This is a genomic window from Streptomyces ficellus, from assembly GCF_030406405.1.
GTDB lineage: Bacteria > Actinomycetota > Actinomycetes > Streptomycetales > Streptomycetaceae > Streptomyces > Streptomyces ficellus_B.
On sequence record NZ_JAUEPL010000058.1, the window covers coordinates 24,210 to 38,556 of the forward strand.

Consider the following 14,347-nt stretch of genomic DNA (forward strand, 5'->3'; position numbering starts at 1 on the left):
CGCGGACCACCGGCAGGAGCGGGGGACGGGGGCGGAGGTACCACCGGCAGGAAGGGGGGGACGGGGGCGGAAGGTGGGGTGGTGCTCGGGCAGCCTCAGCCGGGCAGGGGCTACCCCTCGGCGGCCTCCTCCCGGCGGGGGGACGGGCGGCGGGCGCGGGGGAGGACGCGGAGCGCGTCGCCCATGTCCGCGACCTCGGTGACCTTCATGCCGGCCGGGATCTTCCCCGGGTCGCCCGGGACCAGGGCGTGGGTGAAGCCGAGCCGGTGCGCCTCGGCGAGGCGCCGCTGGACGCCCGTGACACGCCGGACCTCGCCCGCGAGGCCCACCTCGCCGATCGCCACCAGGTTCTTGGGCAGCGGAGTGTCACTGGCCGCCGACGCCAGCGCCAGCGCGATCGCCAGGTCGGCGGCCGGCTCCGAGAGCTTCACCCCGCCCACCGTCGCGCTGTAGATGTCGCGCTTGCCGAGCGCGCTGATCCGCCCGCGCTGCTCCAGCACCGCGAGCATCATCGACACCCGGGACGTCTCCAGCCCCGAGGTCGTACGCCGCGGCGAGGGGATCTGCGAGTCGACCGTGAGCGCCTGCACCTCGGCGACGAGCGGGCGCCGCCCCTCCAGCGTCACGGTCAGGCACGTACCCGGCACGGCCTCGGCGCGGCGGGTGAGGAAGAGCCCGGAGGGGTCGGCCAGGCCCGTGATCCCCTCGTCGTGCAGTTCGAAGCAGCCGACCTCGTCCGTCGCCCCGTACCGGTTCTTCACGCCCCGCACCAGCCGCAGGCGGGCGTGCCGGTCGCCCTCGAAGGACAGGACGACGTCCACCAGGTGCTCCAGCAGCCGCGGGCCCGCGATCGCACCGTCCTTGGTCACATGGCCGACCAGCAGCGTGGACATGCCCCGCTCCTTGGAGGCGCGGATCAGCGCCCCGGCCACCTCCCGCACCTGCGCCATGCCGCCCGGCGCACCGTCGATCTCGGGCGACGCCACGGTCTGCACCGAGTCGAGGATCAGCAGCGACGGCTTGACCGCGTCGAGGTGGCCGAGCACGGCGGACAGGTCCGTCTCGGCCGCCAGGTACAGATCGTCGTTCAGCGCGTTGATCCGGTCGGCGCGCAGCCGCACCTGGCTCGCGGACTCCTCACCCGTGACGTACAGCGTGCGGTGCTCCTCGCTGGCCGCCTTCGCCGCGACGTCCAGCAGGAGCGTGGACTTGCCGACGCCCGGCTCGCCCGCCAGCAGCACGACCGCGCCCGGCACCAGACCGCCGCCCAGGACCCGGTCCAGCTCGTCCACGCCGGTGGAGCGCGCGGTGGCCTGCCGGCCGTCGACCTGGCCGATCGGGAGGGCGGCGGTCGAGACGCGCCCGGCGGCGGTGGTGCGGACGGCGGGCGTGCCGTACTCCTCGACCGTCCCCCATGCCTGGCACTCGGGACAGCGGCCGAGCCATTTGGCGGTCGTCCAGCCGCATTCGGTGCAGCGGTAGGACGGCCGGTCCTTGGCGGATTTCGTACGGGCAGCCATGCGGAAGACCGTAGCGGTCCCCACTGACAATGACCCCGCGCGGGGCGGACGGGGCACCCGGGACGTCAGGGGCGCGGGTGAGTGACCGGTGTGGAATCCGCGCTTCCTGTCCCCTTTCGAGGGATACGTTCACCCGTAAGGATTAAAAGTGCTGAAGGGGTGCGAAGGGCGTGCCTCAACTGCCTACGGTCGCCGGGTGATGAGCAGCAGGCTGGAGTCCCCCACGCAGACCACCGGCGCACACCGGGCGCAGCACCGTGCGTCCCGGACCGGGCCCCGCACGCTGGCGCAGCAGCCGCCGGCGCGGTACGAGCCGTACCTCGACGGCCTGTTCACGTACTGCCTGTCCGTGCTGTGCGACCACGACACGGCGACCATGGTGCTGGGCGACGTCCTGGCCATCGCCGAGCGGCAGTTCGGGCGATGTCCGGCCGCGGACGCCGAGCGGAAGGCATGGCTGTACGCGCTCGCCCGCTGGGCCTGCCTGAGGGAGCTGGCCGAACAGCGGCGCAAGCGGCAGGGAGCGCACACCGGCCGCCCTGTCGCCCCTGGCGCCCCCGCCGCCCCTGGCGCCCCTGGCGCCCCTGGCGTCTCGGAGGAAGCCCCGTCCGTCTCCCCGGAGACCGCCGAGCGGCGCCGCCGCGAGCTGTCCCTGCTCGCCTGGCCCGAGGCCGCCGGCACCACGCCCGAGCAGCGCGAGGCGCTGGAGCTGGCCGTACGCCACCAGCTCGGCGCCCCGCAGGTCGCCGCCGTCCTCGGCATGGAGCCCTCCGCCGCCCGCGAGCTGCTGTCCGCGGCCGCCTGCGAGGTGGAACGCACCCGCGCCGCGCTCGCCGTCGTCGAGACCGGCACCTGTCCGGCCGTCGCCCGGCTCACCGGCGACAGACGGGTGCTGCTCTCCGCGGCGCTGCGCCATGAACTCGTCCGGCACGTCGACGACTGCCCGCGCTGCCGCCGCGCCGCCGAACGCTCCGGGGCGGGCGGGCCGTGGCCCGGTTCGTCGGTCACCCCCGCGCGGTTGCCGCTGGTCGAGGCGCCGAGGTCCGCGGCGTACATGGCGATGCTGCACGTCCCGCGAAACCGGGCGGGCGGGCCGCGGTTCGGCCGCGACGGCTTCCCCCTGGACCCCAAGGACCACGCGGCGCGCCGCGACCGGATGCGGGCGCGGGCGGTGACGACGACCGTCGTGGCCACCGTGGTCGCGGCGCCGGTGCTCGCCCTGTGGGCGGCCTACCGGGGCGCGCCGCTCACGGGGGAGGGACACGAAGGGCCCTCCGTCAGCGCGGCGGAGGCGGGCGACCCCGGGACCGAGGCGGAACGGTCCGCCCGGGAGGACCACTACGAGAACGCCGGCAGCGCCCGTACCGACCCCGGCCGCCGTTCCCCGGCCGACCGCTCGGGCCACGTCTCCGTCGAGGTGATCAGCACCGGGGCGCCCGTCGCACCGTCCCGCCCGGGCCGCCCGGTCCCCGGCCGCATCACGGTCGCGGCCCAGCCGTACGGCGGCGACACCACGATGCTCACGCTCACGGCGTCGGGCGGCACCCCGGTCGCCTGGACGCTGTGGACGGACGCGCCGTGGCTGTACGCCAGCCGTTCCTCCGGCACGCTCACGCCCGGCCAGTCGGTCACGGTGTACGTCTCCGTCGACCACGCCCGCGAACCGCACGGCCCCTGGAGCGCCCGCGTCGGGGTCGACCCGGCGGGCGCGGTGGTGGAGATCGACGGCCACGGCGCGCCCCGGCCGCCCTCGCGCCCGGACCCGCACCCGGACCCGACCACGCCGGTGTCGACGCCGCCGCCGTCCCCGGACCCGACCCCCACGGACCCGGCCCCGCCGCCCACGACGACCCCGCCGCCGTCCCCGGACCCCACGCCCTCGGACACCGCGCCCCCACCGCCCCCGGCGACACCACCACCGTCCAACTGACCCCAAGCCTCAGCCGCCAAAGCGCCAGCGGGCCACCCACGCGCCAAGCCCCCAACGGGCCGCGCCAGCCGCCCACGACGCGACCAGGGTGCCCCAAACGCGCTCAGCCGCCCGCGCTCAGCCCCACGCGCTCAGCCGCCCGCGTTCAGCCGCTCAAGCGGGGTCCGCCGGGTGCGGGGCGAGCAGCGGTAGCTGTGACGACAGGCGGGCCTCGCACAGCTCGGCCAGCACGTCGTACGCCGCCTTGCCCATCATTTCCGTCAGCTCCGGGCGGTAGGTCACGTACACCGGCTCCCCCGCCCCGTGCGCCGATGTCGCCGACGTGCACCACCAGTGCAGGTCGTGGCCGCCCGGTCCCCAGCCCCGGCGGTCGTACTCGCCGATCGAGATCTGGAGCACGCGCGTGTCGTCGGGCCGGTCGATCCAGTCGTACGTACGACGCACCGGCAGCTGCCAGCAGACGTCCGGCTTCGTCTCCAGCGGCTCACGGCCCTCCCGCAGCGCCAGGATGTGCAGCGCGCAGCCGGCCCCGCCCGCGAACCCGGGGCGGTTCTGGAAGATGCAGGAGCCCTCCCAGCGGCGCGTCTGGCGCTCGCCGTCCTCGTCGAGCTGGACCCAGCCGCCCGACGACCGCGTACCGACGTCGTGGAACTGCCACAGCTCCGGTGTGAGCCGTTCCACATGCGTGGCGACGCGCTGCTCGTCGTCCTCGTCCGAGAAGTGGGCGCCCAGCGTGCAGCAGCCGTCGTCCGCGCGGCCCGCCTGGATGCCCTGACAGCCGCTTCCGAAGATGCAGGACCAGCGCGAGGTCAGCCAGGTCAGGTCGCAGCGGAAGACCTGCTCGTCGTCGGCGGGGTCCGGGAACTCCACCCACGCACGGGGAAAGTCGAGCCCCTTTTCGTCCGGGACGACCGGGCTGGAGACCGGTACGGGGGACGTGGGCTTCGCCTTCTTCGCCTTCTTCGTCTTTGGCACACACCAAGCGTATGCGCCGCGCGCAGTAGCGTTCGGGGCATGAGACTCGGAGTCCTCGACGTCGGTTCGAACACGGTGCACCTGCTGGTGATGGACGCCCACCCCGGCGCCCGGCCCCTGCCCGCCCATTCCCACAAGGCGGAGCTGCGCCTGGCGGAGCTGCTCGACGCCGAGGGCGCGATCGGCGCGCACGGTGTCGAGCGGCTCATCACCATCACCCACGACGCCCTGCGCACCGCCGAGGACAAGGGCTGCGAGGACGTCCTGCCGTTCGCGACCTCCGCCATCCGCGACGCGTCCAACGCCGATGTCGTACTGAAGCGGATCAAGGACGAGACCGGCGTCGACCTCCAGGTCCTCAGCGGCGAGGAGGAGGCCCGCCTGACCTTCCTGGCCGCCCGCCGCTGGTTCGGCTGGTCCGCCGGGAAGCTGCTGCTGCTGGACATCGGCGGCGGCTCGCTGGAGATCGCGTACGGGATCGACGAGGAGCCCGACGCCGCCGTGTCCCTGCCGCTGGGCGCCGGGCGGCTGACCGCCGGCTGGCTGCCCGGCGACCCGCCCGATCCGGCCGACGTGAAGGCGCTGCGCCGCCACGTGCGGGCGCAGATCGCCCGGACGGTCGGGGAGATCGCCCGCTTCGGGCCGCCGGACCATGTCGTGGCGACCTCCAAGACGTTCAAGCAGCTGGCCCGGATAGCCGGCGCGCCAGGCTCGGGCGAGAGTCAGTACGTACAGCGCGTACTGAGTCGTACGTCACTGGAGGAGTGGGTCCCCAAGCTCGCGGTCATGACCGCCGAGCAGCGCTGCGCACTGCCCGGGGTGTCCCAGGGGCGGGCGCGGCAGTTGCTGGCAGGAGCCCTGGTCGCGGAGGGGGCGATGGACCTGTTCGGGGTCGAGGAACTGGAGATCTGCCCATGGGCGCTGCGCGAGGGCGTCATCCTGCGCCGGCTGGACCACCTCCCGGCCGCCTAGCCGGTGCCCGTACTCTGTCCCTCGTGGCAAAACCGTCGGAATCAGTGGTGCGCGTCCCGGACGCGAAGGTCGCCCTGTCGACGGCCTCGGTCTACCCGGAGTCGACGGCGACGGCCTTCGAGATCGCCGCACGCCTCGGCTACGACGGCGTCGAGGTCATGGTGTGGACGGACCCGGTCAGCCAGGACATCGAGGCGCTGCGCCGCCTCTCCGACTACCACCAGGTCCCCATCCTCGCCGTCCACGCGCCCTGTCTCCTCATCACCCAGCGCGTCTGGTCGACCGACCCGTGGGTGAAGCTCCAGCGCGCCCAGGCGGCGGCCGAGAAGCTGGGCGCGTCGACCGTCGTCGTCCACCCGCCGTTCCGCTGGCAGCGCCAGTACGCCCGCGACTTCATCACCGGCATCTGGCGGATGGCGGACGAGACGGACGTGCGCTTCGCGGTCGAGAACATGTACCCGTGGCGCTACCGGGACCGCGAGATGCTCGCGTACGCGCCGGAGTGGGACGTCAGCAAGGACGACTACCGCCACTACACCGTCGACCTCTCGCACACCGCGACCGCCCGGGTCGACGCCATGGACATGATCGGCCGCATGGGGGACCGGCTCGGCCACGTCCACCTCGCCGACGGGCGCGGCTCGGCGAAGGACGAGCACCTGGTGCCGGGGCGCGGCACGCAGCCGTGCGCGGAGCTGCTGGAGCACCTGGCGCGCTCCGGTTTCGACGGCCATGTCGTCATCGAGGTCAACACCCGGCGCGCGATGTCGGCGGCCGAACGCGAGGCCGACCTGGCGGAGGCGCTGGCCTTCACCCGGCTGCACCTGGCGTCGGCTGCCCGCATCCGATGACCGCCGCCCCCGAAAGCTCACCCACGACGCGGCGGCGCAGGTGCTGCGCGGTTTCGTGCCGCTGCGGCGGCTGCTGGAGCGCGTGGTCGCCGACCTCGACGTACCGAATCCGAAGTTCCGGGCGGAGCTCGCCGCCTCGCACATGACCGGCATCGCGCTCCTGCGGTACCTGACCGAGGCGTGAGCCGGGCATCCCGCCATCCGGACAGCCTGTCCAGATCTTGGAGCAGCGGCGTACGCTCGGAGGAGACATGTCCCTTCCCAGGAGCGAGCGGAGCGAGCGACGATGCCCGAGCTGAGGTCCCGCACTGTCACCCACGGCCGCAACATGGCGGGCGCCCGCGCCCTTATGCGGGCCTCCGGTGTACCGGGCGCGGACATCGGGCGCAAGCCGATCATCGCCGTCGCGAACTCCTTCACCGAGTTCGTGCCCGGCCACACCCACCTCCAGCCGGTCGGCCGGATCGTCTCCGAGGCGATCAAGGAGGCGGGCGCCATCCCGCGCGAGTTCAACACGATCGCCGTGGACGACGGCATCGCGATGGGCCACGGCGGCATGCTGTACTCGCTCCCCTCCCGCGACCTGATCGCGGACAGCGTGGAGTACATGGTCGAGGCGCACTGCGCCGACGCCCTGATCTGCATCTCCAACTGCGACAAGATCACCCCGGGCATGCTGATGGCGGCGCTGCGCCTCAACATCCCCACGGTCTTCGTCTCCGGCGGCCCCATGGAGGCCGGCAAGGCGACGCTGGTCGACGGCACGGTCCGAACGCTCGACCTGGTCGACGCGATGTCGGATGCCGTCAACGACAAGATCTCCGACGCGGACATGCTCCGTATCGAGGAGAACGCCTGTCCGACCTGCGGGTCCTGTTCCGGCATGTTCACCGCCAACTCGATGAACTGCCTGACCGAGGCCATCGGCCTGTCCCTCCCCGGCAACGGCTCGACCCTCGCCACCCACACCGCCCGCCGCGCCCTGTACGAGAACGCCGCGCGCACGGTCGTCGAGCTGACCGACCGCTACTACGCCCAGGGCGACGAGTCCGCCCTGCCGCGCAACATCGCCACGCTCGCGGCCTTCGAGAACGCCATGGCCCTCGACATCGCCATGGGCGGCTCGACCAACACGATCCTGCACCTGCTGGCCGCCGCCCAGGAGGCGGGCGTCCCCTTCGGGCTGGACGAGATCGACGCCGTCTCGCGCCGCGTGCCGTGCCTGGCCAAGGTCGCGCCGAACGTCGCCAAGACGCGTACGTACTACATGGAGGACGTGCACCGCGCCGGTGGCATCCCCGCCCTGCTCGGCGAGCTGCACAGGGCCGGGCTGCTCAACGAGGACGTGCACAGCGTGCACAGCTCCTCGCTCGCCGACTGGCTCAAGACGTGGGACGTGCGCGGCGGCTCGCCCTCGCCGGAGGCCGTGGAACTGTGGCACGCCGCCCCCGGCTGCGTCCGGTCCGCGACCGCCTTCTCGCAGTCCGAGCGCTGGGACACCCTGGACGTGGACGCCGCCGAGGGCTGCATCCGCTCCGCCGAGCACGCCTACTCCAAGGACGGTGGCCTCGCGGTCTTGAAGGGCAACCTGGCGGTCGACGGCTGCGTCGTGAAGACGGCCGGTGTCGACGAGTCGATCTGGACCTTCGAGGGCCCGGCGGTCGTCTGCGAGTCGCAGGAGCAGGCCGTCGAGAAGATCCTGCTGAAGGAGATCAAGGAGGGCGACGTCGTCGTCATCCGCTACGAGGGCCCCAAGGGCGGCCCGGGCATGCAGGAGATGCTCTACCCGACCTCGTACCTGAAGGGCCGGGGCCTGGGCAAGGCCTGCGCGCTGATCACGGACGGCCGCTTCTCCGGCGGTACGTCGGGCCTGTCGATCGGCCACGCGTCGCCGGAGGCGGCGAGCGGCGGCACGATCGCGCTGGTCGAGGACGGCGACCGCATCCGTATCGACATCCCGAACCGCTCCATCGAGCTGCTCGTCGACGACGCCACGCTGGCCGCCCGCCGCGAGGCCCTCGGCGGCGTGTACGCCCCGAAGAACCGCGACCGCAAGGTCTCGGCGGCGCTGCGGGCGTACGCGGCGATGGCGACGAGCGCCGACAAGGGCGCTGTCCGGGACGTCAGCAAGCTCGGCTGATCACCAGCGGGCCGGATCCTTCGCCGCCACGGCGAAGACCGACCCGTCCGGGGCCGTCGCGAACACCGTGCCATTCGCGACGGCGGGCGCGGGCAGCAGCGGTGCGAAGGTGTACCGCCCGCCGTCCATGCGCGGCTTGGTCATCCCCCGCAGTACGCCGCGCTCGGCGTCCACCGCCAGCAGCCGCCCGTCAGCCGCCGTCAGGTAGACGTGCCCGCCCGCCACGACCGGGCGGGACGCGCGCGTCACCCCCGTCTCCAGCCGCCAGCGCTGCGTGCCGCGGCCGGCGGTGTCCACGGCGGTGAGCGAGCCGCCCGACCCGATGACGTACACGGTGTCGCCCGCCATCGCGGCCTGCGCCTGATCGGCCGGGAACGTCAGCGGTACGCGCCGGGCGGTGCGGTCGGCGGTGTCCAGCGTGACGACCGCGTCCGTGTACAGGTCCGCGTCGGTCGACAGGAGCAGCAGGGCGTCCCTCGACGCCTGTACGGGGGCCAGGGCGCCGCTCATCCGCTTGGTCCACAGCACCCGCCCGTCCGCCGGATCGACCGCGCTCACGAGCGTGGACGCCGCGTCGGGGGAGGCGGCCGCGGCGTACACGACACCGTCGCCGGCCACCCACTGCGCGCCGGACGTCCCCGAGAACCGCTTGGTCCACCGCTCGGCGCCGGTCGCGCCGTCCAGGGCGCGCACGGCGCCGTCCGCCGCCATGAGCAGCACGGTGTCCCCGGAGTGCAGGACGTTCGTGTACGCGGAGACGTCTTCGGCCCAGCGGGTGGCCCCGGTGTCCGGGGCGAGCGCTTCGAGCCGGGCGCGGCCCGCGGTCACCACATGGACCAGCCCGCCGGAGAGCACGGGGGCGGCGCCCGCTTCGGCTGCGGTCGCCTGTGCCGTCCAGGCGGTGCCCCCATCCGCTGGGCTGAGGCGGGCCGCCTTGACCCCGGGAGCCGTGCAGTACAGGGCGGCGTCGGCGGCGGGGGCGGTGCACAGGGGCGTCAGGTTCTCGCCGGTCCCGGTGCCCAGCGCGGCGGCCCACGGCCTGAACGCTCGCGCGGCCGTCGCGGTGTGCGCGGACGGCCCGTCCGCCATGCCGCGCACCCCGACGACGACCCCGCCCGCGATCAGCGCGGCGAGTACGGCGAGTCCGGCGGCCCGGCTCAGCCGACGCCGGTGCCCAGGGCGTACGACCGCCCCTGACTCCGCCCCGGAGCCCGAGCGCGAACCCGAGCCCGAGCGCGAACCCGAACCCGAGCCCGCCCCGTCCTCCGCCCGCCGCTGCCCCGGTATGAACGCCGCGCCCGTCCCGTCCCACGGCTCACCGGACCGCAGCTCACCCATCAACTCGTCCGCCGTGGGCCGCTGGGCCGGGTCCTTCGCCAGGCAGCGCCTCAGCAGCGGGACCAGGTCCTCCGGTACGCCCGCCAGGTCCGGCTCGTTGTGGACGACCTGGTACGCCACGACGTACGGGGAGTTGGAGTCGAACGGGCCGCGCCCGGTCGCCGCGTGGACCAGGACGGCGCCCATCGCGAACACATCGGCGGCGGGCCCCACGTCACGGGGACGCTGGAACTGCTCGGGCGCCATGAACGGCGGCGTCCCGATCAACTTCCCCGTCTCCGTACGCAGATCGCTGTCGGCCGGCCGCGAGATCCCGAAGTCGATGACCTTCGGGCCGTCGCCGGCCAGCAGCACGTTGCTCGGCTTCAGGTCGCGGTGCACCACGCCGGCCCGGTGGATGTCACGCAGCGCCTCGGCCAGCCCGGCCCCGACCCTCCGCAGCTCCACGGAGCCCAACGGGCCATTCCGCTTGACCCGTTCCGACAGGGTCGGACCGTCGATGAACAACGTGGCCATCCAGGGCCGTTCGGCATCCGGGTCCGCGTCCACGACCGGCGCGGTGAACGCGCCGCTGACCCGCCGCGCGGCCATGACCTCCTGCCGGAAACGCGCCCTGAACTCGGGATCGGCGGCATGCTCGGCATGGACGACCTTCACCGCGAGCCGCAGCCCCGAGCCGGACCTGGCCAGGTGGACGACACCCATGCCGCCCGAACCCAGGCACTCCTGAAGCCGGTACCGACCGGCGTACTGCGGATGCTCCGCTTCCGGAACCGGTCCGGTACTGCGCAACGGCGGCATCGCCACCCCCGTGTGTTCGTCCGCGCGCGTCCCGCGTCCAGCGCGACGCACGGAGCCTAGTCGATGATGCGTGCGACGCCGTTATGGCTTGCTAGCCTGCGCGCGGCGCGCGTGCACGGGGCACGCGCCTCGACGGGGGAGGGCCACATGGCCATGGAAGAAGCGACCGCAGAAGCGACCGCAGAAGCGGTCGAGACCACGACGTACACAGTGAAGCGCTACCCGGTCGCGCCCGGGTACCGGCTCAACGTCCGCAACGGCCCCGGCACCAACTACCAGGTGATCAAGGTCCTGCCCGAGGGTGTCCGCGTACCGATCAACTGCCAGAAGCCCGGCGAGACGATCACCGGCCCGTACGGCACCACCAACCTCTGGGACAACATCGCCAACGGCCAGTACGTGTCCGACGCGTACGTGAACACCGGCAGCGACGGCTACGTCGCCGTGCGCTGCTCCTGACCGCTCACCGTGTCCGCCCGGGGATAATCGACCCCGTGAGCGACCACACCAGCATCACCACCTCCAGCAACACCACCAGTAGCAACACCACCACCAGCGGCAGCACCCCGGCCGGCGGACCGCGGCCCGAACCCATCCGTTTCTTCGGCACGACCTGGGTCGGCCACGACGGTGGTTACGGGCTGCGACGCGCCGGGGTCGCCGCCGGTTCGCTCGCCGCCGCCGTCGCCGGGGCCTTCGTCCTCCGCTTCGCCTACCAGGGCCTGGCCATCGCCGACGTCGGCGGCTTCGTCAACGCGCTCGTCGTCGTCATGTTCGCCGTCTGCACCGCCATCGCCTTCCGCACGACCTGGGAGGGCTTCACCCGTCGCCCGGCCAACCCCGGCCGCGAGGACGCGCTGCGCAGCCTGAAGGCGATCGGCTTCATCGGCTCCCTTCTCGCGTACTTCGTCCGCTCCCTCATCGAGGCGCCCGGCGAGAAGCTGCTGCGCGCCGAGTACGAGACGGCCCTCGCCCGGTACGAGAAGCGCCGCTCCACCCGCACGGGCAACCCGGCCGGCCGCAAGAAGAACCCCAAGCGCCGGTAGCGACATGACCGCCGGCTTCCTCCGCGACGCCCTCGTCGTCGCCGCCTGCGCGCTCCTCGTCCACACCCTCGGCGCGGCCACGCTCCGCCGCCGTACCGCCTGACGCCCCACCCCGCCCGCGTACCGCCCACCGGACACATGCCCCGCACCCGCCGCCCCAGTGCGAGGATGGCGACACGTACCCCCACCGGCGAGGTGAACTTCAGCCATGACCCAGACAGTCGCAGTCCTCGGTACCGGCAAGATCGGTGAAGCCCTGCTCAGCGGCATGATCCGCGCCGGCTGGCCCACCGCACACCTCCTGGTCACCGCCCGCCGCGCCGACCGCGCCGAGGAGCTCCGCGCCCGGTACGGAGTCGAACCCGTCAGCAACGCCGAGGCCGCCAAGCGCGCCGACACCCTCATCCTGGCCGTCAAGCCCCAGGACATGGGCAGCCTGCTGGACGAGCTCGCCCCTCACGTCACCGCCGATCGCCTCGTCATCAGCGCCGCCGCCGGCATCACGACCGCGTTCATCGAAGAGCGCCTCACCGCCGACACCCCCGTGGTCCGCGTCATGCCGAACACCCCCGTGCTCGTGGATGAGGGCATGTCCGTCATCTCGGCCGGCAGCCACGCCACCTCCGAGCACCTCGCCCACGCCGAGGAGATCTTCGGCGGCGTCGGCAAGACCCTCCGCGTCCCCGAGTCCCAGCAGGACGCCGCCACCGCCCTCTCCGGCTCCGGCCCCGCGTACTTCTACTACCTCGTGGAAGCGATGACCGACGCCGGCATCCTCCTCGGCCTGCCCCGCGCCCAGGCCCACGACCTGATCGTCCAGGCCGCCATCGGCGCCGCCGTGATGCTCCGCGACAGCGGCGAGCACCCGGTCAAGCTCCGCGAGGCCGTCACCTCCCCGGCCGGCACCACGATCAGCGCCATCCGGGAACTGGAGAACCACGGCGTACGAGCCGCCCTCATCGCCGCCCTCGAAGCAGCCCGCGACCGCAGCCGCCAGCTCGCCTCCGGCAACGGTTGACCCCGCCGCCCCACGCCACCGCCGGCCCCGCCCACCACGGGGCCGACAGCGCCACCCCCGGTCACCCCGGCGGCAGGAGCCCCACGGCCCGATACGCCCGGTCCACCACGGGCCGCGCGATACCCCGCGCCCGCTCGGCCCCCTCCCTCAGCACCGCGTCCACATACCCGGGGTCGGTCACCAGCTCGGCATGCCGCTCCCGCAACGGCCTCAGCACTTCGACCACCGCCTCGGCCACGTCCTTCTTGAGCGCCCCGTACGACGGATAGGCACCAGCCAGCACCTCCGGATCGCCACCCCCGCACGCCGCCAGCACATCCAGCAGATTGGCCACCCCCGGCTTGGCCTCCCGGTCGTACTCGACCTCCTGCCCACTGTCGGTCACCGCCCGCATGACCTTCCGGCGCACCACATCGGGCTCATCGAGCAGATAGACGATCCCCGCCCCGTTCTCGTGCGACTTCCCCATCTTTCCCGTCGGGTCCTGGAGGTCCATGACCCGCGCCGCCACCGGCGGACGCGTCGCCCTCGGCACGGTGAAGGTGTGTCCGTACCGCTGGTTGAACCGCACCGCCAGATCCCGGGTCAGCTCGACGTGCTGCACCTGGTCATCCCCCACCGGCACCTCATCCGTCCCGTACGCGAGGATGTCCGCCGCCATCAACACCGGATACGTCAGCAGCGACACCCGCACTCCCCGCCCGCCCGCCCGCGCCGGCGCCGCCTTCTCCTTGTACTGGATCATCCGCCGCAGCTCCCCGTCCGTGGCGGTGCACTCCAGCAGGTACGACAGCCGCGCGTGCTCGTCCACATGACTCTGTACGAAGACGGTGCACCGCCCGGGATCGAGCCCCGCCGCCAGCAGCAGCGTCGCCGCCTGCCGCGTCAGCCGCCGCACCCGCGCCGGATCGTGCTCGACAGTCAGGGCGTGCAGATCCACCACGCTGAACAACGCGTCCGCCCGGTGCTGATCGACCTCGACCCACCTGCGTACGGCCCCGAGGTAGTTCCCCAGCGTCAGATGCCCCGTCGGCTTGACCCCACTGAAGATTCGCGTCACCGCGCTCTCCTCTCCTTCTCCTGGTCGAGGCCGCCACCACCTGACGGCCGACCTCCCGGAGGGAGATACGCGAACGGCCGCCGAGGCGGCGGCCGTTGAGTGCACGCGTGTCTGCCGGCCGCCGTCAGGCGGCCCACCACTGAAGGGTGAACGCACGCGTAGTCATGGCCCAAGGCTACGGCAGCCGGGCCACGTTTGACACAGGGTTGCTCCATCCGTACTGTTCTCCGAGTTGTCCGACGTGAGCACCGACTCCGGTCGGTCCCCGGACAGCCATCCCGCAAGAACCACTCCAAGCGAGCGACGCTCCGTCGCGCGCTTTCCGTGCGCTTTTGCGAAATGAGGAATCCGCGTTCGAAAGAGCGCAGCCCCGATTAGCGTCGGAGGCAAGGAATCCGCTAAAGTCTCACTCGTCGGAACGGCCCAAGTGGCCGGGGCGGCAACCCACTCTGACTGGGAATCAGGCCCGAAAGGATCTGATAGAGTCGGAACCGCCGGAAAGGGAAAGCGCGAAAGCGAAGAACGGCCCGGCAGCCCGCTCCAGCGGGTGGCAGAAACGGAAAACGGACCTGCTAAGCTGGAAACACGAAATACCGAAGGGAAGCGCCCGGAGGAAAGCCCGAGAGGGTGAGTACAAAGGAAGCGTCCGTTCCTTGAGAACTCAACAGCGTGCCAAAAATCAACGCCAGATATGTT

At 72.8% G+C, this 14,347-nt stretch carries 11 protein-coding genes and 2 pseudogenes; 9 read left to right on the top strand and 4 right to left on the bottom strand.

Going from position 1 to position 14,347, the window contains the following annotated elements:
* Positions 1-110: 110 nt before the first annotated feature.
* Entirely contained in the window at positions 111-1,520 is a 1,410-nt protein-coding gene (radA, locus tag QWM81_RS27420; protein ID WP_290115091.1) for a DNA repair protein RadA, read from the bottom strand.
* Positions 1,521-1,719: 199 nt separating this feature from the next.
* Between radA and QWM81_RS27425 the strand changes: the two genes are divergently transcribed.
* Entirely contained in the window at positions 1,720-3,450 is a 1,731-nt protein-coding gene (locus QWM81_RS27425; RefSeq protein ID WP_290115092.1) for a BACON domain-containing protein, read from the top strand.
* Positions 3,451-3,603: 153 nt separating this feature from the next.
* On the opposite strand, the gene QWM81_RS27430 is transcribed toward QWM81_RS27425, so the two are convergent.
* Positions 3,604-4,425: a DUF3109 family protein gene (locus QWM81_RS27430; RefSeq protein ID WP_435372470.1), complete on the bottom strand. Its 822-nt coding sequence runs from the start codon at positions 4,423-4,425 to the stop codon at positions 3,604-3,606.
* A gap of 39 nt (positions 4,426-4,464) precedes the next feature.
* On the opposite strand from QWM81_RS27430, the gene QWM81_RS27435 reads away from it, so the two are divergent.
* From QWM81_RS27435 to ilvD, 4 genes and pseudogenes are all read left to right on the top strand, one after another.
* Positions 4,465-5,397, top strand: a complete 933-nt coding sequence (locus tag QWM81_RS27435; RefSeq protein WP_290115093.1) for a Ppx/GppA family phosphatase — start codon at positions 4,465-4,467, stop codon at positions 5,395-5,397.
* 23 nt (positions 5,398-5,420) lie between these two features.
* Entirely contained in the window at positions 5,421-6,248 is an 828-nt protein-coding gene (locus QWM81_RS27440) for a sugar phosphate isomerase/epimerase family protein (RefSeq protein WP_290115094.1), read from the top strand.
* Positions 6,249-6,264: 16 nt separating this feature from the next.
* Positions 6,265-6,426 (top strand): annotated as a pseudogene (locus QWM81_RS27445) (TetR/AcrR family transcriptional regulator); the annotation flags it as partial.
* Positions 6,427-6,534: 108 nt separating this feature from the next.
* A complete protein-coding gene (ilvD, locus tag QWM81_RS27450) occupies positions 6,535-8,388 on the top strand; it encodes a dihydroxy-acid dehydratase (RefSeq protein ID WP_290115095.1) in 1,854 nt (617 codons plus the stop codon).
* Here the strand turns inward: ilvD and QWM81_RS27455 are convergent, their stop codons facing one another.
* Positions 8,389-10,527, bottom strand: a complete 2,139-nt coding sequence (locus tag QWM81_RS27455) for a serine/threonine-protein kinase (protein WP_290115104.1) — start codon at positions 10,525-10,527, stop codon at positions 8,389-8,391. It lies immediately after the preceding gene.
* 153 nt (positions 10,528-10,680) lie between these two features.
* Here QWM81_RS27455 and QWM81_RS27460 point away from each other — a divergent pair, with 153 nt between their 5' ends.
* From QWM81_RS27460 to proC, 4 genes and pseudogenes are all read left to right on the top strand, one after another.
* Positions 10,681-10,986 carry a hypothetical protein gene (locus tag QWM81_RS27460; protein WP_290115105.1) on the top strand — a complete coding sequence of 102 codons (306 nt, stop codon included), beginning with the start codon at positions 10,681-10,683 and terminating at the stop codon, positions 10,984-10,986.
* Positions 10,987-11,039: 53 nt separating this feature from the next.
* Complete coding sequence (locus QWM81_RS27465; RefSeq protein WP_290115106.1) at positions 11,040-11,573, top strand: hypothetical protein; 534 nt, start codon at positions 11,040-11,042, stop codon at positions 11,571-11,573.
* Positions 11,572-11,676, top strand: a pseudogene (locus tag QWM81_RS27470) (ABC transporter permease); the annotation flags it as partial. The gene QWM81_RS27465 and the pseudogene QWM81_RS27470, both read left to right, overlap by 2 nt.
* 105 nt (positions 11,677-11,781) lie before the next feature.
* The gene (proC, locus tag QWM81_RS27475; protein WP_290115096.1) at positions 11,782-12,591 is read left to right on the top strand and encodes a pyrroline-5-carboxylate reductase; all 810 of its coding nucleotides are present in this window, start codon (positions 11,782-11,784) and stop codon (positions 12,589-12,591) included.
* Between the two features lie 61 nt (positions 12,592-12,652).
* On the opposite strand, the gene trpS is transcribed toward proC, so the two are convergent.
* Complete coding sequence (gene trpS, locus QWM81_RS27480; RefSeq protein ID WP_290115097.1) at positions 12,653-13,651, bottom strand: tryptophan--tRNA ligase; 999 nt, start codon at positions 13,649-13,651, stop codon at positions 12,653-12,655.
* Positions 13,652-14,347 lie beyond the last annotated feature (696 nt).